The sequence below is a fragment of the Streptomyces sp. BK239 genome (genome assembly GCF_004217285.1).
Lineage (GTDB): Bacteria > Actinomycetota > Actinomycetes > Streptomycetales > Streptomycetaceae > Streptomyces.
Window position 1 is genome coordinate 146,980 of sequence record NZ_SHKS01000001.1, and the last position, 19,894, is coordinate 166,873.

The window sequence follows — 19,894 nt, forward strand, 5'->3', positions numbered from 1 at the left end:
GCACCAAGAGTCTCGCACCTATCAGGTGCCACATGCGCACCCGCCCCGCGGGTGGGCCGGGCGGTAACGGCTTCACCGCTGGTCATTGCCCTTGCTGCCTGTCATGGCTGCCGACGCGCGGCTGCTGTGGGCGGGCTGCAAAGCCGTCCTGCGTGCTAACCGTGGCAAGCCGCGTACGCCCCTCCCGAGCCGCACCAGCAGGACGCCCCCCGCTCCGGGGGCCAGGACACCGCGCGGCCCCGGGCTGCCAGGGTCGTCGCGTACTGGGGGAGGAGGGTCGTGTCGGTGGGGGAGGAGAGTTCCGAGGCGGCGAAGGCCTCGTAGGAGGGGACCGTGCCCGTGACGATGCCCAGGTTGGGGGTGCCGGAGGCCGACAGCTCGCGGAGGGAGGCCTCTATCGTCGCGAGGTGGTCGGGGTGGGAGGGGTACTCCTCGGACAGCGACGGGTACGCCGACAGCAGTTCCGCCAGTTCGCCGGCAGGCCAGTGCAGGACCGCCACCGGGAACGGGCGGGACAGAGCCTCCCGGTAGGCGCCCAGTTCCGCGCGCAGGCGGGAGATCTCCGCCTCCAGCTCCAGCGGGTTGTCCGAGCCCAGGGACCACACCCGCTTGGGGTCGTGGAGTTCGTCCAGGGAGACCGGGGACGAGTGGAGGGTGTCGGCCAGGGTGTCCCACTCGTCGTGGGCCGCGCCCAGCATGCGGCGCACCCGGTGGCGGCCGAAGAGCAGGGGGTGCGTGGAGTGCGGGGGCTCCGGCACGTCCGTCAGCAGCAGCCGCGCCGCCTCCGTGAACGTCTTCTCCGCCGCCTCCAGCTCGTCGTGCGCCTCCAGGGACTCCGCGACGATCACCCACGGGGCGGCGTCGCGCGGGGCCGTCGCCCGGATTCCGTCGATGATCGCGCGGGCCTCGGCCTCGTGGCCGTACTCCCAGAGGTTCGACGCCTTGAGCGCTCTGATCAGGTGCGGCTCGTCCAGCGGGGCCCCGGAGGACAGCAGGCGGTCGTATAGCGCGGTCGCGGCGGGGCGGTCGCCGGAGAGTTCCAGGTGGGCCGCGGCCTGTAGCAGCAGGGCTTCGGCGTCCTCCGGGTACAGGCCGGCGGTCCGCTCCAGGCGTGCCGCTTCGGCGGTGTGGTCGACGTTCTCGGCAGGCGTGTCGGGGCGCATGACCGACACCGTACTGCCCACCGGTGACAAAGGTGAGACCCGCAGGCCGGGCAGTTGCCGGGCGGTGGGGCGGCCGTCCGGCCCGCGGCGGGTTCCTAGATCGTCACGCCGTCCACCTGCAGCGTCTGCACCGCCTTCGCGGCGAACGGCACCGCCACCGACTTCCCGCTCAGGTACGTGTTCGTGTACGCCCGGTACCGGTCGCCGCCCGTGGTGACCGTGTTCCAGCGGGGGACCAGGCCGCCCGAGCCGCCGGTCACGGTGGAGAAGCGGGAGAGGTCGAAGGTCAGGGTCTGGGCGGACGAGGAGGTGTTCACGGCGACGACGACCAGCCTGCGGCCCGTCGGGTCGTAGGCCGCCGCCGCGTAGCTCACGCCGGTGTCGAGGATGCGCATGCCGGGGCGGATGTGGCGGCTGAACTGGGCCATCACGTAGTACTTGGTCTGGACGGTCGTCGGCTGGAGCGTGTTCGCGTCGTACGCGATCATCGCCCAGCCCGCCGACGGGTCCATGACCTGCCAGTAGCACCAGGCCGTCGGGTGCAGCCAGCGGAAGTCGTAGCAGAGGTTCGACGCCATGGTCAGACCGGTGCCGTCGCTGTCGCCCGTCTCCGAGTTCCACAGCTTCTTGCCCGACGCCGTCACCACGTCCGAGTAGAGCAGGTCCCGGCGGCCGCCCGAGCCCTGGTAGCCGTGCACGTTCACCTGGTTCACCAGGGCCCTGGTGGCGGAGCCGAACGACGACCACGTCGAGCGGGCGGTGTCGTAGTTCGTCTCGTCGGACGCCGCGATACGGACGCCGGTCAGACCGCGCTTGTCCAACTCGCTGCGCAGGTGGGGCAGTACGGCCGCCTGGACCGCCGGGTCCATGTGGCAGCCCTCCTGCGTCCCGGTGGCCGTCCACCAGGACGACGCCGGCTCGTTGAAGGGGTCGACCGTCCCGAAGTTCACACCCCAGTTGTTCCTGGCGTACAGGGCCGTCGCCGCCAGGTGGGAGGCGTGCTGGCGGTAGTTCCAGGACTGGAGGTTGTTGCCGCCGTTCGCCGCCCCGGACGGGTTGTGGTTGGAGCACATCCACCACATGGGGGAGTTGGCGAACAGCTCGGTCGTCGCACCCCGCTGGGACGCCTTCTGGAGCATCGTCCGCTGGTTGGCGTCCGCCGTCCAGTTCCAGGCCGAGGATGCGGGGTCCTCGTTGTTCCAGTCCTGCCAGAAGCCCTCGATCTGCTTGAAGCGGGGGATGTTCGGGGAGACGGCCATCGACTCGCCGTTCACCGTGTTCCAGCTGCACCCGCCGAGGTTGTAGCGGGCGAGCGTGAGGCCCAGGCCGGGGAGCGCCGTGCCGTTGTACGTCACGGAGCCGGTGGTGAAGAACAGGTCGGCGAAGTCGTTCCGGGCGCCGAAGACGTTGGCCCACCAGGCGAGCGAGGTGCCCCAGCCCTCCCAAGTGCCGTACGACGTGGAGGGACTGACGGCGATCGTCGCGTCGGCGTGGGCCGTGCCGGCCGCCAGGGCGCTGCCGAGCACCGCACCGCCCGTGGCGGCCAGCAGTGTTCTGCGTCGGATCATTCGGCTTCTCCGCTTCACTCGACCGAGCCGGGCCCGCCGTTGCGGGCGGGCCGGCGGCTCGCGGGGGGATGTGAGTGCAGATCTGGGTGGTGTTCGTGGTGGGGGATGCGCGTCGCTGGATGCGCGTCACGAAGCATCGGGCGTGGCGCATGGTGTTGTCGAGAGTTCCGACACCCCTTTCTCGAACCGGTTGAGGAAGGGGGTGCGGGAGGAGCCCCGCGGGTGCGGGGCTGGAGACCTCTCGCCTTCGGCTCTATCGTGCGCTCGGCCGGTCGGCCGGCCCGTCGGGGAGGGGCGTGATCCTTATGCGGGTTCCCGTCGTCGAGCACGGTGTCCGGCGGCGGCGCGCCCGACGCCGGCGCGTGCTGTGGTGCGGTGCCGAACTCGTCGTCACCGCAGGTGTGCTGGGGTTGCTGTTCGTCGTCCATCAGCTGTGGTGGACCAACCGCGAGGCACGGGAGGGCGCCGAGCGGAGGGTGGAGGCGCTGGAGCGGGAGTGGGCGGGGGGCCGCCCGTCCGGGGGCGGGGGTGTTCCCGGTGGCGCAGGTGAAGGGCTCGACGGTGGCGGTCCGCACAGCGGGACTGCTCCGCAGGGGAGTCCGGGGAGTGACGTGGGCGGCGGGGCGGGGCCGTCCTCCCCGGGCGGGACGGGGCCGTCCTCCCCGGGCGGGCGCGGTCCCGCTCCCTCCCAGGCCTACGCCGTCCTCAGCATCCCCCGTCTCCACCTCCGCGTCCCCGTCGCCGAGGGCACCGGAAAGCGGGGGGTCCTCGACAAGGGGTACGCCGGTCACTACAGCGGTACCCAACAGCCGGGGCAGGAAGGGAACTTCGCTCTCGCCGGGCACCGCAACAGCCACGGTGAGCCGTTCCGGTACCTGAACCGGCTGCGGCGCGAGGACATCGTCGAGGTGCGGACGGCGGCGGGGACGTACACGTACGCCGTCGATCTCGTCCTGCCGCAGACCTCGGCCCGTGACGCGGGCGTCCTGCGGCCCGTGCCCCGGTCGCTGGTCCGTCCGGCCTACGGGTACGACCGTCCCGGCCACTACCTCACCCTCACCACCTGCACCCCGGAGTACACCTCCAGATACCGGCTGGTGGTGTGGGCGACGCTGGTCGCCACTCGGCTGCCCTGAACGCGTGCGCGATCGGGTATACAGGTAGTACCCGTAGTACCCGAGGGGCCGAAGGGGCCACAGCGGGGCGCTACTTGAGAGGAGGGGGAGGGCAGTGATCCGTCAGCGGACCGGCATGCGGAACGTGCTTCCGCGTCCCCTCCCCAGCCCGGTCGCCTCGTTCCTGTTCGTCCTTCTCGGTCTCGCCCTCCTCGCCCTCGACACCGGCAGCCTCTCCGTCACCGTCGCGCTCGCCGCGACCGCGACGGCCGCCGCCGGCGCGGCCTTCGCCGTGTGCCGTCTCGTCGCCGCCCGCTGCGCGCCGGCCGTGGCGCCCACCCGGGTGCGTACGGCCATCCGCGACCGGGACCGGCGTACGGCCTTCCTGCCGCAGCGTGATCCCGACGCCTCCGGGCGGTCCAGGCCCAGGGCGCCCGGTCTCGCCCTGCCGACGGCCGTCGCGTAGGGCACGAGCACCGCCTCCAGCACACCCGCACCCGTGTGCGCCCCGCGCGGGGCCGTCATGCCGACCGCACCTTTCCCGGCACGACGAGACCCCCGGAGGGCTTCTCACCCATGTCCGTTCTCCTGTCCGCTTTCGTCCACCTCGTCGAGCGGTTCGCCGATCTGCTCACGCCCCTCTTCGGCGCCTCCGCGGCCGCCGCCGCGATCGTCCTGTTCACCGCGCTCGTACGACTGCTCGTCCACCCCCTGTCCCGGGCCGCCGCCCGAGGCCAGAAGGCGCGGGCCGCGCTCCAGCCGCGCATCGCCGAACTGCGCCGCAAGCACGCGCGCGACCCCGAGCGACTCCAGCGGGCGGTACTGGAACTGCACGCCGAGGAACAGGTGTCGCCGCTGTCGGGCTGCCTGCCCAGCCTGCTCCAGGCGCCCGCCTTCCTGCTCCTCTACTACGTCTTCTCGCACTCCTCGGTCGGCGGCGAGACCAACGACCTGCTCACCCACCGGCTCCTCGACGCGCCCCTCGGCGACCGCTGGGCCGACGCCCTCACCGCCGGCGGGGCGTTCGGCGCGGCCGGGCTGGTCTATCTCGCGCTGTTCGCCGTCGTCACGGCGGTCGCCACCCTCAACTACCGGCTCTCGCAGCGGATGACGGCCACCGGCGCGGCGACGACCGCGGCCGCGGCCGGCGAGGAGGTGCCCGGGATGGCCGCCGTCGCCAAGGTCATGCCGTTCCTGTCGTTCTTCACCCTCGTCACGGTGGCCGTCGTGCCGCTGGCCGCCGCGCTGTACGTCATCACCAGCACCGCCTGGAGCGCCGTCGAGCGCGCCGCGCTGTACCGGCCGGTGAGCGACAGCGCGCGGTCCAGTACGTGAACCGGGTCTTGTGAGGTGACCCGCCGGTCGGAAGGATCGGGCAGACCCCCGACGACCGCACGCGTCGGCGGACGGCCGGCCCCCAGGGAGACGATGACCATGAAGCTGCTGCGAGTCGGTACGGCGGGTGCGGAGCGCCCCGCGCTGCTCGACGCCGACGGGACCCTGCGGGACCTGTCCGGGATCGTGGACGACGTCGACGGCGCGCTGCTCGCCGACGACGAGGCCCTGGACCGGGTCCGCGCCGCCGCCGAGGCCGGCGAGCTGCCCGCGCTGGACGCGACCGGGCTGCGCGTCGGGCCGCCGGTCGGCCGGATCGGCAAGATCGTGTGCGTCGGGCTGAACTACCACGACCACGCCCGTGAGACCGGGGCCGAGCCGCCCGCCGAGCCCGTGCTCTTCTTCAAGGCGGCGGACACCGTCGTCGGGCCGTACGACACCGTGCTCGTGCCGCGTGGCTCCGCCAAGACCGACTGGGAGGTGGAGCTGGCCGTCGTCATCGGGCGTACGGCCCGCTATCTGGAGTCGGCCGAGGAGGCCCTCGCCCATGTCGCCGGGTACGCCGTCGCGCACGACGTGTCCGAGCGGGAGTTCCAGATCGAGCGGGGCGGGACCTGGGACAAGGGCAAGAACTGCGAGACGTTCAACCCGTTGGGGCCGTGGCTGGTCACCGCCGACGAGGTGCCCGACCCGCAGGCGCTGTCCCTGCGGCTCTGGGTCAACGGCGAGCTGAAGCAGGACGGGACGACGGCCGAGCAGATCTTCCCGGTCGCCGAAGTGATGCGCTACATCAGCCAGTTCATGACCCTGTACCCCGGGGACGTCATCAACACGGGCACGCCCGCGGGGGTGGCCCTCGGGCTGCCCGAGCCGAAGCCGTTCCTGCGGGCGGGGGATGTGGTGGAGTTGGAGATCGGGGGGTTGGGGCGTCAGCGGCAGGAACTCAAGAACGCGTGAGCGCGGGAATGCTCCGCTGGGGGGCGCGGGGAACGGGGCTTGTGGTCAGCGTGCGGGCCGTCCCGGGCTGGTCGCGCCCCGCGGCGGAGCCGCTGATGGATACGGCCCCGCGCCCCCCTCAGGTAGGCAGGTGTCCTGGTCCGGTGTTCTCCGGTTACGTCAGGAGTGTCGCCAGCCTTCGCCAGGACTGCCTCGGGAGGGTGTCCCGTGGGGCTTCGTCCACGATCTGCAGGGCTACGTGGTCCGCGCCCGCCTGGTGGAACGCGTCGATCCGTTCGCGTACGCGGGTCTCGTCGCCCCAGGCGAAGAGCGCGTCGATCAGGCGGTCGCTGCCGTCGCCGGTGAGGTCGTCCTCGGAGAAGCCGAGGCGCAGGAAGCTGTTGGTGTAGTTCGGCAGGGCCAGGTACGGGGCGAGGGCGGTGCGGGCGAGGGCGCGGGCGCGGGTCGGGTCGGTCTCCAGGACGACCTTGAACTCCGGGGCCAGCACGGGGCCTTCGCCGAGGGTCTCGCGGGCCTGGGCCGTGTGCTCGGGGGTGACCAGGTAGGGGATCGCGCCGGCGGCCCGGTCCCGGGACAGCTCCAGCATCCGGGGACCGAGGGCGGCCAGCATCCGGGAGCCCGCGGGGGCGCCGGCCTCGTCCAGCTCGTCGAGGTAGCCGACCATCGCCGCGTACGGGCGGCGGTAGCCCTCCACCCGGGGCCCGTGGCTCACCCCGAGGCCCAGCACGAAGCGGCCGGGGTGGGCCGCCTCCAGCTCGGCGAGACGCGCGGCGGAGTCAGCCGCGCCGTGCTGCCAGATGCTCTGGATGCTGGTGCCGACGGCGATCTTCGAGGTCGCCTCGACGAGCGGCAGCGCGTTGGCGGCGGAGCTGTTGCCGCCCAGCCAGAGCGCGCCGAACCCGAGCTCCTCCAACTCGACTGCCGCCTCGGCGAGTTCGCCGCGCCGGGCCGGGTCCTCCGAGCGCAGGCCGACACTCCAGATTCCGTACCGTCCGATGATCTCCTTCATGGCAGGCGTCAACGACGGCGGACCCGGCGTTCATTCCTGCCGCCGGCCCCCGAGATACTCCTCCAGCGCCTCCACCACGAACCGGTGGTCGTCCAGTTGCGGCAGGCCGGACACCGTCACCGCGCCGATCACGCCGACGCCCTCCACATGGAGGGGGAAGGAGCCGCCGTGCGCCGCGTACACGTCGGGGTCGAGGCGGGAGGAGTCCTCGAAGGTCGTGCCCTTGGCGCGGAAGCGGGCCCCGACCAGGTAGGAGGAGGCGCCGTAGCGCTCCACCACCCGCCGCTTGCGGGCGATCCAGGCGTCGTTGTCGGGTGTGGAGCCGGGCAGGGCCGCGTGGAAGAGCTGCTGGCCCGCGCGGTGGATGTCCACCGCGACCGGGGCCTGGCGCTCCCGGGCCAGCTCCACCAGCAGGGAACCCAGCGCCCAGGCGTCGTCGTGGGTGAACCGGCGGAACACCAGCCGCCGTTCCTGGGCCTGCAACTCCTCCAGGGTCGGGGTGATCTCCGGGGTGAACTTGGGGGTCGACTCGTGGGTCACAGCGACACCGCCACTCCGTCTCGCGCCGAACGGCGGGCCGCCTCGAGGACGTCGAGGGCGGCAGCCGCCTCCAGGGCGGTCACCGGGTTGGGCCCGCCGTCGATCAGTGCCCTGGCCACCTCCGCGTAGTAGGCCGGGTAGTCCCCGGGGAGGGTCGGTACGGGGCTTCCGCCGCCGGTCAGCGGGGACTCCCCGGCGCCGATCCGACCCCAGAGGGACTCGGGCTCCTCGCCCCAGCCCGCCCCGGGGCGCAGGCCCTCGCGCAGCGCCGCCTCCTGCGGGTCGAGGCCGTACTTCACATAGCCAGCGCTCGAGCCCAGCACCCGGAAACGCGGGCCGAGTTGGGCGGTCGTCGCGGAGACATGGAGGTGGGAGCGGACACCGCCGGCGTGCGTGAGCGCGATGAAGGTGTCGTCGTCGGCCTCCGCGCCCGGCCGGCGGACGTCCGACTCGGCGTACACGGAGGCGGCCGGGCCGAAGAGGGTGAGCGCCTGGTCGACGACATGGCTGCCGAGGTCGTACAGCAGACCTCCGATCTCCGCGGGGTCGCCGGACTCCCGCCAGCCGCCCTTCGGTTGCGGCCGCCAGCGCTCGAAGCGGGACTCGAAGCGGTACACGTCGCCGAGCGCGCCCTCGTCGAGCAGCTTGCGCAGCGTGAGGAAGTCGCTGTCCCAGCGGCGGTTCTGGAAGACCGAGAGCAGCAGGGAACGCTCCTCGGCGAGCGCGGCCAGCGCGCGGGCCTGCGCCGCCGTACCCGCGATCGGCTTGTCGACGACGACCGGGAGGCCCGCTTCGAGCGCGGCGGTGGCGAGGGGCACGTGCGTCTTGTTCGGGGACGCGAGGACGACCAGGTCCAGCTCGCCGGCGCGGGCGAGGAGCGCGTCGGGGGTCGCGGTGACGCGGACGTCCGGGAACTCGGCGCGGGCCTGCGCCTGCCGCTCGGGGTTGGAGGTGACCACCGTGTCCAGGGAGAGGCCCTCGGTGGCGGCGATCAGCGGAGCGTGGAAGACGGAGCCCGCGAGGCCGTAGCCGATCAGGCCCACGCGGAGGGGAGTGCCAGCAGTCATGCAGCCCACTTTCGCAACGCTGTTGCCAAAGCGCAAGCGCGGGAGAGAATGGGCGTGTGAGCGGTATGGACGACGGGGCGAGGCACGCGGGGGCGAGCGGCGACGGCCGCGCGCATGACACTGAACGGGCTGCGGTCGGGCCCGGCGAGGGCTTCCGCGCGGTGCCGGGCACCGACGGCGGTGCGACCGGGGGAGGGCCAGGCGGAGCCCCCGCAGCCGGGCGTACGGCGGGGCACGGCGTCGTGGGCGCGAACCTGCTCGGCGTCCGCAGCCACAACACCGCGCTCGTGCTCGACCTGCTGCGCTGTGCCGGACCGGACGGCATCAGCCGGCTCGAACTCGCCGAGCGCACCGGGCTCACCCCGCAGGCCGTCAGCAAGATCACCGCGAGGCTGCGGGAGGAGGGGTTCGCCGCCGAGGCGGGCCGCCGGGCCTCCACGGGCGGCAAGCCGCGTACCGTCCTGCGGCTGGTGCCCGAGGCCGGGCACGCGGTCGGCGTCCATCTCGACCGTGACGAGCTGCGGGTGGTCCTCGCCGACCTCGACGGCGGGGTGGTGGGGGAGCGGTGCGTGCCGCTGGACCTGGGGGCGGGGGCGGAGGCCGTCGTGGGGGCGGTGGTCCGGGAGACGGAGTGCTTGGTGGGCGAGGCCCTCGGCGGTCCCGGCGCTCGTGCCGCCGCTCTCCTGGGCGTCGGCGGTCCGGGCGGTCGTGCCGCCGCTCCCCACGGCGTCGGCGGTCCGGGTGCTCGTGCCGCCGCTCTCCTCGGCGTCGGCGTCGCCCTGCCCGGCCCCCTCGACCACGTCCACGGCGTGCTGCACCGGGTCACCGGTTTCCCCGAGTGGGACGGCTTCCCGCTGCGGGACGCGCTCGCGCGGCGGCTCGGGACGCCGGTCGTCGTCGACAAGGACACCAACGCCGCCGCCCTCGCGCTCGCCGTGGGCGGTGAACGCGGCTCCTTCGCCTACCTCCACCTCGGCACGGGGCTCGGCGCCGGCCTGGTGATCGGCGGGAGCGTGCACCGGGGGGCGCGGACCGGGGCCGGCGAGTTCGGCCACCAGGTCGTCCAGCTGGACGGGCCGCCCTGCCCCTGCGGGAACCGGGGCTGCGTCGAAGCCCTGTGCCTCGCGGCCATCGCCCGGGGGGACGTGGCGGAGGCGGCCCGGGTGCTGGGGGTGGCCGCCGCGAACCTGGTCGGGCTTCTCGACATCGATCTCCTTCTGCTGGGCGGGCGGACGATCGCGGCCGCCCCGGACGCCTTCGTCCAGGGTGTCGCCGGGGTCCTCGCCGTCCACGCCGAGCGCGAGGGGGCCCCGATGCAGCGGGTGCCCGTGCGCCTCGCGCCGGGCGGGGCGCGCGGGGTGGCCGAGGGGGCGGCCCAACTGCTCCTCGCGCCGGTGTTCGGACGGGCGGGCGGCTGAGGGGACCGGCAGGAGCGGGGGCCCGGGCACCCCCGAGGGGACCCCCGAGCAGGCCGAGTCGGCCCGCCGAACGAGGGGACTTCGTACGGTCGCGCGGTGCGGCGCGGCTTCGCGACGCCTCCGCTCCGGCTAGGTCATATGTTCATGCGACTGTGTACGCCCGTCTCCCTCCGCCTGGCCGCAGCCGCCGTTCTCGTACCGGTGTCCCTGCCCGCGTCCGTGTCCCTCCCCGAGCCCGCGTACGCCGCGCCGCCGGGTTCGTCCTGCGCCGGGGCGGACGCGGGCGCCTTCCCGCTCACCAGCCGCATCCACGGCGGCCCCGCCTCCTACCGGGCCGGCGGCGGATACGGCGTCTGGTATCTCGACCTCACCAACACCACCGGCCGGACCTGCACCGGCGTCCACCCCGTCGTCGTCCTCGTCGACTCGGCGCGGGCGCTGAAGCCGTCGCAGCCCCAACTGGAGTTCTACGCCGACGGCCGGCCGCGTCCCGTCCGCTTCGAGACCACCGACGAGGACGAACTCGTCGGCGCCCTCATGGACCCGCCCGCCGACCCCGGCGAAAGCGAAGCCGGCGACCCCGACGCCGACCCCGCCACCCCTTTCCCCGGCTTCACCGTCGCCCCCGGCAAGCCCCTCACCGTCAAGCTGCGCCTGTCCTTCACCTCGGACGCCGTGCCCGACACGGTCACCCTGAACGCGGCGGTCGTCCAGCGGCACGGTGACGACGGCGAGTGGATCGGGCAGTCGAACGACTACCGCTTCACCGTCGACGCCGAGCCCCGCCGCCCGGCCCCGGCGACCAGCGCCCCGGCGACCAGCGCCCCCGCGACCACGGCCCCCGAGCCCACCGGCCCCGGGGCCACCGCCCCCGGCCGCACGCCGACCGGCACCGCCGACACCACGGTCCCCACCGGACACCCCACCGGCACCGCCCCCGCCGACCCGGAGCCGTCCCCCTCGCCCAGCGGGACGCCCTCCTTCGCCGACGAGGCCGAGGAACTCGCCCTCACCGGCCTCGCCTCCCCGGCCGGCGTTCTCACCGTCACCGTCTGCCTCGTCGCGGCCGGCGCGGCCCTCGTGCAGGCCCGCCGGCGGCGCTGACAAACCGCGTCCGTGGGTACAGGCGGACCGACAGGGTCCGGATCACCCGGCGCTGACTAGGCTGGGGGCGTCGGCACGCCGTGGTTCCGGCGCCCCCGCCCCTGCCCGTACGCACGCCAGGAGACGCACCACATGGCAGACCGCAAGCCCATACAGTCGTGGCTCACCGACATGGACGGGGTGCTCATCCACGAGGGCGTCCCGATCCCCGGCGCCGACTCCTTCCTGAAGAAGCTGCGCGAGTCGGGCAAGCCGTTCCTCGTGCTGACCAACAACTCGATCTACACCCCGCGCGACCTGCACGCCCGGCTGCGCCGCATGGGCCTGGACGTGCCGATCGAGAACATATGGACGTCGGCGCTGGCCACCGCCCAGTTCCTGGACGACCAGCGGCCCGACGGGTCGGCGTACGTCATCGGCGAGGCCGGTCTGACCACGGCGCTGCACGACATCGGCTACATCCTCACCGACCACGAGCCCGACTACGTCGTCCTCGGCGAGACCCGCACCTACTCCTTCGAGGCGATGACCAAGGCCGTACGGCTGATCAACGACGGCGCCCGTTTCATCTGCACCAACCCGGACGAGACCGGCCCCTCCACCGAGGGCCCGCTGCCCGCCACCGGCGCCGTCGCCGCGCTGATCACCAAGGCGACCGGCAAGAAGCCGTACTTCGCGGGCAAGCCCAACCCGCTGATGATGCGCACCGGGCTCAACGCCATCGGCGCGCACTCCGAGACCAGCGCGATGATCGGCGACCGCATGGACACCGACGTGCTGGCCGGCATGGAGGCCGGGATGCAGACGTTCCTGGTGCTCACCGGGCTGACCCGGCCCGACCAGGTCGAGGGCTTCCCGTACCGCCCGTCACAGGTCGTCGACTCCATCGCGGACCTGGTCGACCGGATCTGACCCGGACGGCGACTCGTCCCGGCCCTCGTCACTCCCACGACACCCCACTCACCCGATCGGCGTACCCGCACCCCCGCTGGAGGTGCGGTGACCGGCGCCCGGGAGGAGCCTCCAGGTAGCTGGGAGGTTCACGATGAGTTCACTGAAAGTCGCTCTCTGTGCGGGAGCCGCCGCCCTCACCGCGGCACTCGGTCCGACGGCCCACGCGGCGGACGGGGAGGGCGGAAGAGAAGGCGTCTCGGTGACGCCCTCGACGCCCTCCCTGGGCTCCGAGGTCTCGTTGGAGGTGAGCGGCTGCCGTGGGACGACCGGCACCGCGGTCTCGGCCGCCTTCGTCTCTGCGGCCCGGCTCGTCGGCTCGGACGGCAGCGTCCTGGCCGGCGAGACCCGGATCCGCACCTCACTGCGCACCGGTTCCTACGGTGTGACGATCACCTGCGCCGACTTCCGGCTCGAGAAGAAGATCCTGATCGTCGCAGGGCCGGCCGGCCGCACGGAGAACGGGCAGTCCGAGGACGACGACACCGACGGCGGCGCGTCCGACGAGACGGAGTCCGACGACACCACCGCCTCCGCCCCGGCCTCCCCCGTCGCCCCCGTCCTCGCGGGCGGCGGCGGCGCGGCTCCGCTCGCGTCCGCCGACGGGGGCCGCGTCCAGGGCCCCGGCGCCGCCCACGCCGTCACCGGCCTGGTCCTGGCGGGCGCTGCCACCGTCGCCGTGGCGCTGCGCACCGTACGGCGGCGCAGCGGAGCGGGATGACGGCGGCCGGCCGGGAGCGTTCCTCCGGGCGTCTGCTCACCGCGCTGGCCTGGATGGTGCTGCTGCTCGGGCTGTGGCTGTGGGGGCGTGAGGCGACCGGGGTGCGGCCCGGGGCGTCCACCGCCGCCACCGGGGACGTGACCGGTGTGGGCCGCCCGGCCGGCATGCCGCTGCCCCCCGCCGCCGAGCCGCTGCGGGGCGCGCTGCCGCGGCGGGTGGACATCCCGGAGCTCGGGGTGCAGGCCCCCGTGGTCGCCCGCGGCCTGGACGCGCGCGGCGCGATCGACCCGCCGCCCTACGACCAGGCGGGCGTCGTCGGCTGGTACGCGGCCGGCGTGCGGCCCGGCGCCGTCGGTACCGCGCTGATGGTCGGGCACGTCGACACCGAGACCCGGCCGGCCGTGTTCTACAAGCTGAGCACGCTGAAGGCCGGCGGGACGATCCGCGTCGCCCGTGACGACGGCAAGACGGCCGAGTTCACGGTGGACGACGTCGCCGTCGTCCCGCGCGTGGGCTTCGACGCCCACCGGGCCTACGGCGTGCGCGAGCCGGGCCGCGCCGAGCTGCGGTTGATCACCTGCGGTGGCGCCTTCGACCGGGTGAGCCGCAGCTACACGGCCAACGTGATCGTGTCGGCGTACCTCACGGGCACGCGGGCCTGACGCGGCGGATACGGTCGGAGGCGCAGCGAAAAGCCCCCCGCTTGCGCGAGGGGCTTCCGTGTCGTGCGCCGCCAGGGACTCGAACCCCGGACCCGCTGATTAAGAGTCAGCTGCTCTAACCAACTGAGCTAGCGGCGCCTGCTGACGTCGACAACTCTACAGGACGTACGACGGTGCTCCCGACCACGTCCGCCCGGCCGCCCACGGGGACCGCGTACGCCATTCGGACCGTCAGCGGGCGCGGTCGATGGACAGTTGGGAAAGACTGGCGAACGTGCACATCGCGGACATTTCCATCTGGAGTATGAGGGGAAGCGCATGGAGACTCCGGTGTTCGAGGAGGTCGATCCCGCGAGCGACTGCGACTGCCCCGGATGCGTCCACCAGCGGCGGCTGAGCGCGCGCCCCCCGTCCGCCGGGTTCGCCGGCCGTCCGGCCGCCCGGCGCGCGGTCGTCGTCGCGACCGCCGCCTCGGCGGCGCTCGGCGCGGGGCATGTCGCCCCCGCGCTCGCCGCACCGCACGCGCCCGGCCGGCCGGGCGTCCCCGTGGAGGACGAGCCGCAGACCCCGCAGGGCCACAAGGCGCCGCTGCACGGGCCGGGCGGCAAGCCGGCGCTGCCGGCGGACACCGTGAAGACGCCGGCGACGACCCGGGCGGAGATCATCCGGCGGGCCCAGACCTGGGTCACGGCGCAGGTGCCGTACAGCATGAGCGCCTTCTGGCCCGACGGGTACCGGCAGGACTGCTCGGGCTATGTGTCGATGGCCTGGGGGCTCCCCGGCAACGAGTGGACGGGCAGCCTCCACCAGTTCGCGACGCGGATCACGAAGGCGGAGCTCCAGCCCGGCGACATACTGCTCTTCCACAACCCCGACAACCCGGAGAACGGCTCGCACGTGATCCTCTTCGGCGGCTGGACGGACAGCACCCGCACCTACTACGTCGCCTACGAGCAGACCCGCCCGCACGCCCGCCGACTGGCGACCCCCTACGCCTACTGGTCCAACTCCGACCGCTACGTCCCCTACCGCTACAAGGGCCTCACCTCGGGCACGGCGGCGCAGGAGACGGGCAAGGCCCCGGTGAGCGTGGGCGCGGGCGCGCAGTACCAGGGCTCCGCGCCCGCGTACCCGGGGCACGGCTACTTCGGGCCGGGCGCGAACAACCCGTTCGTGACACTGCTCGGCCAGCTCCTCGTCGAGCGCGGCGCCGACCACTTCTACGCCTCGGGGCCGGGTCCGCGCTGGTCGGAGGCCGACCGCAGGGCCACCCAGGCGTTCCAGCTCGCCCAGGGCTGGAGCGGCGCGAACGCCGACGGGGTGCCCGGCCCGAGCACCTGGCGGCTGCTGGCCACCGGCGCGGGCAGGGACATCCCGATCGGCTCGCCGGGACCGCCCGCCCCGCCGACGGCCCCCGCCGCCGCACGCGCCCCCGCCTATCCGGGCCGGGGCGTGTTCCGGCCGGGGGCCGCCGGCGCGCATGTCACCCAGCTGGGCCGGCAGCTCGTGAAGAAGGGGTTCGGCCGGTTCTACGCGAAGGGACCCGGCCCGCGCTGGGGCGAGGCGGACCGGCGTGCCGTCGAGGCCTTCCAGCGCGCCCAGGGCTGGCGTGGCGGCGCGGCGGACGGCTACCCCGGGCCGGAGACCTGGCGGAGGCTCTTCTCTTAGGCGGACCCGCGGGGCGGGCTCGTGCGCGGGGCCCGCCGGCGGGCCCCGACGCGGGCTCACAGGCGGAGCCCACAGGCATCCCTTCACTGTCATGACGTATCTGGCGCGGAGGCTGGAGGCACGCATGAGCACGACCGACACGACCACTCCCCAGACGCCCGAGCCCGAGGGGCCCACCCCCCGGCCCGTCCGGCTGATCCACAACGAGGCGACCACCGAGATCCCCGTCCACCTGCTGTTCCGCGACGAGCCCTCGCCGCGGCCGGTGCCCCTCGGGCCCGCCGTCGTCGGCAGCCGGGCCGGCACCGGCGAACAGCCGCGGCTGCGGGGGACGGGGGAGCAGCCGAGGTTCCGCAGGCCGGCGCCGGCGCGGGAGCGGCCCCTCGCGGAGGTCGACCCCGACCTCGTCGAGCGGCCCGCCCGGGTGCTGCCCGGGGCGGCGGGCGTGGCCGCCGGCGCCTGCGGCGCGGTCGGCTGTGTGGCCGCCTCGTGGTGGGCGGGGGTCCTGCCGCCGGTGGTGGTGGAGGCGCTGCGGCTGCCCGGGTACGCGGGGGCCGGACTGGGCCCCGCGCAGTGGGCGGCGTACGCGGGGGCGGGCGCCCTCGGCCTCTTCGGGTTCGGCGGGCTGGCCCGCGGACAAACCGGGCGGGCCTGGACGCTGGGCCTGTTCGGCCGCTACCGGGGGACGGTCCGGCGGACCGGGCTGCTGTGGGTGAACCCGCTGCTGCTGCGCCGCCGGGTCGACGTGCGGCTGCGGCACTGGCGCAGCGAGCCGATGCCGGCCGCCGACGGCAACGGGGTGGCGTTGCGGGTGGTGGCGCTCGTGGTGTGGCGGGTGCGGGACACCGCGCGGGCGACGCTGGGCGTGGAGGACCACGAGACGTATCTGCGCGAGTGCGTGGAGGCGGCGATCGCCCGGATCCCGGTGGAGACGCCGGGTTCGGGGCGGGGGTCGGTGGAGGCGGCCGGGGAGGCGCTGACCCGGCGGGTGGCGCGGGACGCGGGCGCGATCGGCCTGGAGGTGTTCTCGGTGCAGCCGGTCAGGGTGGAGTACGCCCCGGAGGTCGCCGCCGCGATGAACCGCCGCCGGATCGCCGCGCTCGACGCCCAGCACCGGGCGACCGTGTTGACCTCGGTCGTCGACTCGGTGGAGGACACCGTGACCCGGCTGACCATGCGGGGGCTGGTGGAGCTCGACGACTACGAGCGCAAGGCGCTGGTGAAGGACCTGACGGTGGCGTTCTGCGCGGGCCGGGGGGAGCAGTCGCCCTGACGGCGGAGGAACCCTGAGCCTCCCTTGAGCTGCCCCGGGCCCGCGCACGGGTACGTTCACCGCACGCCGGCACGACCGCCCGGCGCACGGATCCGGGGGAACTCATGGAAGCATTCTTCTACGTCGTGCCGTCGCTCATGATCGCGGGCGTGCTCTTCGTCCTGCACCGCGCCCTACGCCGCACCCGGCAGGTGAACGCGGCCTGGAACAGCGGCGTCACGGCGGAGGGGCGCTGTCTGCGGACCTACACGCGCACCAGCGGCGGTGGCGACAGCCCGGTGCGCACCACGCTGCACCACGTCCACGAGTTCACCGCGCGCGACGGCCGTTCCGTCCGCTTCGACGAGGGCGGCGGTCCGGGCACCACCCTCGAAGGCGACGTCGTCACCGTGTACTACGTGCCGGACCGGCCCGAGGGGGCGACGGCGCTCACCCCGCGACGCGGCGCGCTGATGGCCGGCGCCGGCTGCATGACGGCCTTCTGCGCCGTGTTCATCGCCTTCTGCGTGGGCTTCATGGCGGTCGCGCACACGATGTTCTCCGTCGGCGGCGACCTGCTGCCCTGACGAAGGCACCTGCCACTCTCCACATTTGACGAAACGTCAGTTACCTTGCGCCTCCATGGAGTCCATGGGGAGCACCGGGACCGTCGCCGAACTCGTCGCCGCCCGGTGGGGTGACCACCGGCCGGGGCTGTGGTGGGAGGACGGCGTCCTCACCCACCACGAGTTCGCGGCAGGGGCCGCCGCGCGGGCGGCGCTGCTGGACGAGCTGTTGCCGCCCGGCGCACCACCGCACATCGGGGTGCTGCTCGACAACACCCCCGAGTTCCCCCTCTGGTTGGCGGCCGCGGCCCTCGCCGGGGCGGCCGTCGCCGGGATCAACTCCACCCGGCGCGGCCCGGAGCTCGCCCGGGACATCCTGCACACCGAGTGCCGGCTGCTGATCACCGAGCAGGCCCGGCTCCCCCTCCTGCGGGGGCTGGACCTGCCCGGGGTCCGCCTGCTGATCACCGGCACGCCGGAGTACGAGGAACTGCTCGCCCCTTGCGCCGGCGCCCGCCCGGACCCCTCCCGGGCCGCCCCCGCCGACCGGCTGCTCCTGTGCTTCACCTCCGGTTCGACCGGCGCACCCAAGGCCGCGCTCTGCAGCCAGGGCCGGCTGGCCGCCGCGGGCCGTTCCCTCGCGGCGCGGTTCGCGGTGACGCCGGACGACGTCCACTACGTGTGCATGCCGATGTTCCACGGCAACGCCGTGATCGCGGACTGGGCGCCCGCGCTGGCGGCCGGGGCGGGCGTGGCGCTGCGGCGGCGGTTCTCGGCGTCGGAGTTCCTGGCGGACGTACGGCGTCACCGGGCGACGTACTTCACCTATGTGGGCCGGGCGATCCAGTACGTGCTGGCCACCGAGCCGGGCCCGCACGACCGGGACCACCGGCTGCGGCTCGGCTTCGGCACCGAGGCGGGGGCGGTGGACGCGGCGGCGTTCGAGCGGCGGTTCGGGGTGCGGCTGGTCGAGGGGTACGGCTCCTCGGAGGGCGGCGCGGCCGTGCAGTGGTCGCCGGGGACGCCGGCGGGCGCGGTCGGGCGGGCGGGGCCCGGCCTCGTCGTCCTCGATCCGCACACGCGCGCCGAGTGTCCGCCGGCCCGGTTCGACGCCGCCGGGCGGCTGCTCAACGGGGAGGAGGCCATCGGTGAGCTGGTGAACCGGGGGCCGAACCCCTTCGAGGGCTACTGGCGCAACCCCGGCGCGGAGGCCGAGCGGCGCAGGGGCGCCGACGGCGCGTACTGGACCGGCGACCTCTTCTGCCGCGACGCGGACGGCTACCTCTACTTCGCCGGCCGCACCGACGACAGGCTGCGCGTCGACGGCGAGAACCTGGCCGCCGCGATGATCGAGAACATCCTCGCGCGCTACGAGGGGGCGCTCGCGGTCGCCGTCTACGCGGTGCCGGATCCGGTGACCGGGGACCAGGTGATGGCGACGCTCGCCGGGGAGTTCGAACCGGAGTCGTTCGCCGCGTTCCTGCGGGACCAGCCCGACCTGGGGACGAAGATGGCGCCCCGGTTCGTGCGGGTGGTGGAGAGGATGCCGGTCACGGCCACCAACAAGATCCAGCGGGCGCGGCTCAGGGCGGAGGGCCTGCGGTGCGCGGACCCGGTGTGGTGGCGGCCGCCCGGCGAGGGGGCCTACCGCAGACTCACCCCTCAGGACGCCGAAGGGCCCCTCGCGTTCACGAGGGGCCCTGTCTGAGGGGGTGTGGGTGGCGGAGCCCCCACGACGCGCGGCGAAGCCGTGCGAACACAGAGATGGCGGCTTGGGTTCGCGCTTTCTGCGAACACAAGCCGCCATCGTCATCGTGCGCCGCCAGGGACTCGAACCCCGGACCCGCTGATTAAGAGTCAGCTGCTCTAACCAACTGAGCTAGCGGCGCATGACTCCCGCCCACCGCGTTCCCGCGGCCGGCGACGAAGAAAATAATACCTGGCCTGAAGGGGTGCTCCGGACCACCGGCCGGCATTTCACAGGACCAGCGAGAGCAGTACCGGCGTCGCGCCGCGGTTCAGCGTGTCCGCGGCCCGGCGCAGCCGGTGGGCGTGCTCCACGGGCAACGACAGCGCAAGGCAGCCCGCGGTGCCGCCGGCGGTGATCGGCACGGCCGCGCACACCGTGCCCACGGCGTACTCCTGGAGGTCGAGCACGGGGACGGTCGGCGGCTGGGACTCCAGACGGGAGAGCAGCAGCTTGTCGCTGGTGATGGTGCGCGAGGTCAGCCGGGCCATCTTGTGCCGGGAGAGATGGTCGCGCCGGCCGTTGTGGTCGAGCTGGCCGAGCAGGCTCTTGCCGAGCGCGGTGGCGTGCGCGCAGGAGCGGAAGTCGACGTACTCGTTGACCGCGGGGGTGGCCGGGCCGTCGGCGTACTGCGTGACGGTGACCTCGCCGTCGACGTACCGGCTGACGTAGACGGCGGCGCCGACCCGGTCGCGCAGCTCGTCCAGGACGTGCTGAAGCTTGTCGCGCAGCGCCTGCTCACGCCGGTGCGCGGAGCCCAGGCGGGTCAGGGCGGCGCCGGTGACGTAGGCACCCTCGGCGAGCTGCTCCACGTACCCCTCGCGGCGCAGCATCCGCAGGAGCGGGGTGAGCCGGCGGCTGCCGAGGCCGGTCCGGCGGGCGAGGTCGGCGTCGGTGACGCCGCTGCTGTGCCGGGCCACTGTCTCCAGGACACGCAGGGCGTCCTGGGCCGAGCGGTACGGCGCGGTCGGCTCGTGCGTCAGCGCCACGGTCTCCCCCTGCGGTCGCTTTCCGGGCTGATCCTGACGGCGAATCAAGTCCACGATAACGG

Annotated in this window: 19 protein-coding genes and 2 tRNA genes; 13 read left to right on the forward strand and 8 right to left on the reverse strand. The window is 74.0% G+C overall.

Going from position 1 to position 19,894, the window contains the following annotated elements; genetic code table 11:
- Nucleotides 1-155: 155 nt before the first annotated feature.
- Both EV567_RS00650 and EV567_RS00655 read right to left on the reverse strand, forming a co-directional pair.
- Nucleotides 156-1,163, reverse strand: a complete 1,008-nt coding sequence (locus EV567_RS00650; protein WP_130436591.1) for an SEC-C domain-containing protein — start codon at nucleotides 1,161-1,163, stop codon at nucleotides 156-158.
- 95 nt (nucleotides 1,164-1,258) lie between these two features.
- Nucleotides 1,259-2,731: a glycoside hydrolase gene (locus tag EV567_RS00655; RefSeq protein WP_130436592.1), complete on the reverse strand. Its 1,473-nt coding sequence runs from the start codon at nucleotides 2,729-2,731 to the stop codon at nucleotides 1,259-1,261.
- A 305-nt stretch (nucleotides 2,732-3,036) separates the two neighbouring features.
- On the opposite strand from EV567_RS00655, the gene EV567_RS00660 reads away from it, so the two are divergent.
- The 4 genes from EV567_RS00660 to EV567_RS00675 all read left to right on the forward strand — a co-directional run bounded on the left by EV567_RS00660 (nucleotide 3,037) and on the right by EV567_RS00675 (nucleotide 6,138).
- Nucleotides 3,037-3,867: a class E sortase gene (locus tag EV567_RS00660; protein WP_130436593.1), complete on the forward strand. Its 831-nt coding sequence runs from the start codon at nucleotides 3,037-3,039 to the stop codon at nucleotides 3,865-3,867.
- A 115-nt stretch (nucleotides 3,868-3,982) separates the two neighbouring features.
- On the forward strand, nucleotides 3,983-4,312 hold the full coding sequence (locus EV567_RS00665) for a DUF6412 domain-containing protein (RefSeq protein WP_130437510.1): 330 nt from the start codon (nucleotides 3,983-3,985) through the stop codon (nucleotides 4,310-4,312).
- A 122-nt stretch (nucleotides 4,313-4,434) separates the two neighbouring features.
- Complete coding sequence (locus EV567_RS00670) at nucleotides 4,435-5,181, forward strand: YidC/Oxa1 family membrane protein insertase (RefSeq protein WP_130437511.1); 747 nt, start codon at nucleotides 4,435-4,437, stop codon at nucleotides 5,179-5,181.
- A 99-nt stretch (nucleotides 5,182-5,280) separates the two neighbouring features.
- Complete coding sequence (locus EV567_RS00675) at nucleotides 5,281-6,138, forward strand: fumarylacetoacetate hydrolase family protein (RefSeq protein WP_130436594.1); 858 nt, start codon at nucleotides 5,281-5,283, stop codon at nucleotides 6,136-6,138.
- Nucleotides 6,139-6,292: 154 nt separating this feature from the next.
- Here EV567_RS00675 and EV567_RS00680 read toward each other — a convergent pair whose 3' ends face one another.
- From EV567_RS00680 to EV567_RS00690, 3 genes are read right to left on the reverse strand one after another with little or no spacing between them, the layout of a single operon-like run.
- Nucleotides 6,293-7,147 (reverse strand): LLM class F420-dependent oxidoreductase, encoded by an 855-nt coding sequence (locus tag EV567_RS00680; RefSeq protein WP_130436595.1) that lies wholly within the window; start codon nucleotides 7,145-7,147, stop codon nucleotides 6,293-6,295.
- Nucleotides 7,148-7,177: 30 nt separating this feature from the next.
- Nucleotides 7,178-7,687 carry a heme-degrading domain-containing protein gene (locus tag EV567_RS00685; protein ID WP_130436596.1) on the reverse strand — a complete coding sequence of 170 codons (510 nt, stop codon included), beginning with the start codon at nucleotides 7,685-7,687 and terminating at the stop codon, nucleotides 7,178-7,180.
- Nucleotides 7,684-8,754, reverse strand: a complete 1,071-nt coding sequence (locus tag EV567_RS00690) for a Gfo/Idh/MocA family oxidoreductase (RefSeq protein ID WP_130436597.1) — start codon at nucleotides 8,752-8,754, stop codon at nucleotides 7,684-7,686. Before EV567_RS00690 ends, EV567_RS00685 begins: the two co-directional genes overlap by 4 nt.
- Nucleotides 8,755-8,996: 242 nt before the next feature.
- Between EV567_RS00690 and EV567_RS00695 the strand changes: the two genes are divergently transcribed.
- From EV567_RS00695 to EV567_RS00715, 5 genes are all read left to right on the forward strand, one after another.
- The gene (locus EV567_RS00695) at nucleotides 8,997-10,172 is read left to right on the forward strand and encodes an ROK family transcriptional regulator (protein ID WP_242620678.1); all 1,176 of its coding nucleotides are present in this window, start codon (nucleotides 8,997-8,999) and stop codon (nucleotides 10,170-10,172) included.
- A 138-nt stretch (nucleotides 10,173-10,310) separates the two neighbouring features.
- The gene (locus tag EV567_RS00700) at nucleotides 10,311-11,276 is read left to right on the forward strand and encodes a hypothetical protein (RefSeq protein WP_130436598.1); all 966 of its coding nucleotides are present in this window, start codon (nucleotides 10,311-10,313) and stop codon (nucleotides 11,274-11,276) included.
- 132 nt (nucleotides 11,277-11,408) lie between these two features.
- Nucleotides 11,409-12,188 carry an HAD-IIA family hydrolase gene (locus EV567_RS00705; RefSeq protein ID WP_130436599.1) on the forward strand — a complete coding sequence of 260 codons (780 nt, stop codon included), beginning with the start codon at nucleotides 11,409-11,411 and terminating at the stop codon, nucleotides 12,186-12,188.
- Nucleotides 12,189-12,321: 133 nt separating this feature from the next.
- Nucleotides 12,322-12,948, forward strand: coding sequence for a hypothetical protein (locus tag EV567_RS00710; RefSeq protein ID WP_130436600.1), 627 nt, complete (start codon nucleotides 12,322-12,324; stop codon nucleotides 12,946-12,948).
- On the forward strand, nucleotides 12,945-13,610 hold the full coding sequence (locus EV567_RS00715) for a class F sortase (RefSeq protein ID WP_130436601.1): 666 nt from the start codon (nucleotides 12,945-12,947) through the stop codon (nucleotides 13,608-13,610). The genes EV567_RS00710 and EV567_RS00715 overlap by 4 nt, the downstream gene beginning before the upstream one ends.
- 64 nt (nucleotides 13,611-13,674) lie before the next feature.
- Here EV567_RS00715 and EV567_RS00720 read toward each other — a convergent pair.
- Nucleotides 13,675-13,748: transfer RNA gene (locus EV567_RS00720), tRNA-Lys, on the reverse strand.
- 180 nt (nucleotides 13,749-13,928) lie between these two features.
- On the opposite strand from EV567_RS00720, the gene EV567_RS00725 reads away from it, so the two are divergent.
- The 4 genes from EV567_RS00725 to EV567_RS00740 all read left to right on the forward strand — a co-directional run bounded on the left by EV567_RS00725 (nucleotide 13,929) and on the right by EV567_RS00740 (nucleotide 18,804).
- Nucleotides 13,929-15,278, forward strand: a complete 1,350-nt coding sequence (locus tag EV567_RS00725) for a peptidoglycan-binding protein (protein WP_130436602.1) — start codon at nucleotides 13,929-13,931, stop codon at nucleotides 15,276-15,278.
- Between the two features lie 124 nt (nucleotides 15,279-15,402).
- Nucleotides 15,403-16,551, forward strand: a complete 1,149-nt coding sequence (locus tag EV567_RS00730) for an SPFH domain-containing protein (RefSeq protein ID WP_130436603.1) — start codon at nucleotides 15,403-15,405, stop codon at nucleotides 16,549-16,551.
- 104 nt (nucleotides 16,552-16,655) lie between these two features.
- Complete coding sequence (locus EV567_RS00735; protein ID WP_130436604.1) at nucleotides 16,656-17,117, forward strand: DUF3592 domain-containing protein; 462 nt, start codon at nucleotides 16,656-16,658, stop codon at nucleotides 17,115-17,117.
- 55 nt (nucleotides 17,118-17,172) lie between these two features.
- Nucleotides 17,173-18,804, forward strand: coding sequence for an AMP-binding protein (locus tag EV567_RS00740; RefSeq protein ID WP_130436605.1), 1,632 nt, complete (start codon nucleotides 17,173-17,175; stop codon nucleotides 18,802-18,804).
- Between the two features lie 107 nt (nucleotides 18,805-18,911).
- Here EV567_RS00740 and EV567_RS00745 read toward each other — a convergent pair.
- Together EV567_RS00745 and EV567_RS00750 are read right to left on the reverse strand one after the other, a co-directional pair.
- Nucleotides 18,912-18,985: transfer RNA gene (locus EV567_RS00745), tRNA-Lys, on the reverse strand.
- 88 nt (nucleotides 18,986-19,073) lie between these two features.
- Nucleotides 19,074-19,832: an IclR family transcriptional regulator gene (locus tag EV567_RS00750; RefSeq protein ID WP_130436606.1), complete on the reverse strand. Its 759-nt coding sequence runs from the start codon at nucleotides 19,830-19,832 to the stop codon at nucleotides 19,074-19,076.
- Nucleotides 19,833-19,894: the final 62 nt, after the last annotated feature.

Coding starts and splice junctions, on each gene's coding strand:
- EV567_RS00650 (WP_130436591.1), bottom strand. CDS start 1,163: ATGCGCCCCGACACGCCTGCCGAGAACGTCGACCACACCGCCGAAGCG.
- EV567_RS00655 (WP_130436592.1), bottom strand. CDS start 2,731: ATGATCCGACGCAGAACACTGCTGGCCGCCACGGGCGGTGCGGTGCTC.
- EV567_RS00660 (WP_130436593.1), top strand. CDS start 3,037: ATGCGGGTTCCCGTCGTCGAGCACGGTGTCCGGCGGCGGCGCGCCCGA.
- EV567_RS00665 (WP_130437510.1), top strand. CDS start 3,983: ATGCGGAACGTGCTTCCGCGTCCCCTCCCCAGCCCGGTCGCCTCGTTC.
- EV567_RS00675 (WP_130436594.1), top strand. CDS start 5,281: ATGAAGCTGCTGCGAGTCGGTACGGCGGGTGCGGAGCGCCCCGCGCTG.
- EV567_RS00680 (WP_130436595.1), bottom strand. CDS start 7,147: ATGAAGGAGATCATCGGACGGTACGGAATCTGGAGTGTCGGCCTGCGC.
- EV567_RS00690 (WP_130436597.1), bottom strand. CDS start 8,754: ATGACTGCTGGCACTCCCCTCCGCGTGGGCCTGATCGGCTACGGCCTC.
- EV567_RS00700 (WP_130436598.1), top strand. CDS start 10,311: ATGTTCATGCGACTGTGTACGCCCGTCTCCCTCCGCCTGGCCGCAGCC.
- EV567_RS00705 (WP_130436599.1), top strand. CDS start 11,409: ATGGCAGACCGCAAGCCCATACAGTCGTGGCTCACCGACATGGACGGG.
- EV567_RS00710 (WP_130436600.1), top strand. CDS start 12,322: ATGAGTTCACTGAAAGTCGCTCTCTGTGCGGGAGCCGCCGCCCTCACC.
- EV567_RS00715 (WP_130436601.1), top strand. CDS start 12,945: ATGACGGCGGCCGGCCGGGAGCGTTCCTCCGGGCGTCTGCTCACCGCG.
- EV567_RS00725 (WP_130436602.1), top strand. CDS start 13,929: ATGGAGACTCCGGTGTTCGAGGAGGTCGATCCCGCGAGCGACTGCGAC.
- EV567_RS00730 (WP_130436603.1), top strand. CDS start 15,403: ATGAGCACGACCGACACGACCACTCCCCAGACGCCCGAGCCCGAGGGG.
- EV567_RS00735 (WP_130436604.1), top strand. CDS start 16,656: ATGGAAGCATTCTTCTACGTCGTGCCGTCGCTCATGATCGCGGGCGTG.
- EV567_RS00740 (WP_130436605.1), top strand. CDS start 17,173: ATGGAGTCCATGGGGAGCACCGGGACCGTCGCCGAACTCGTCGCCGCC.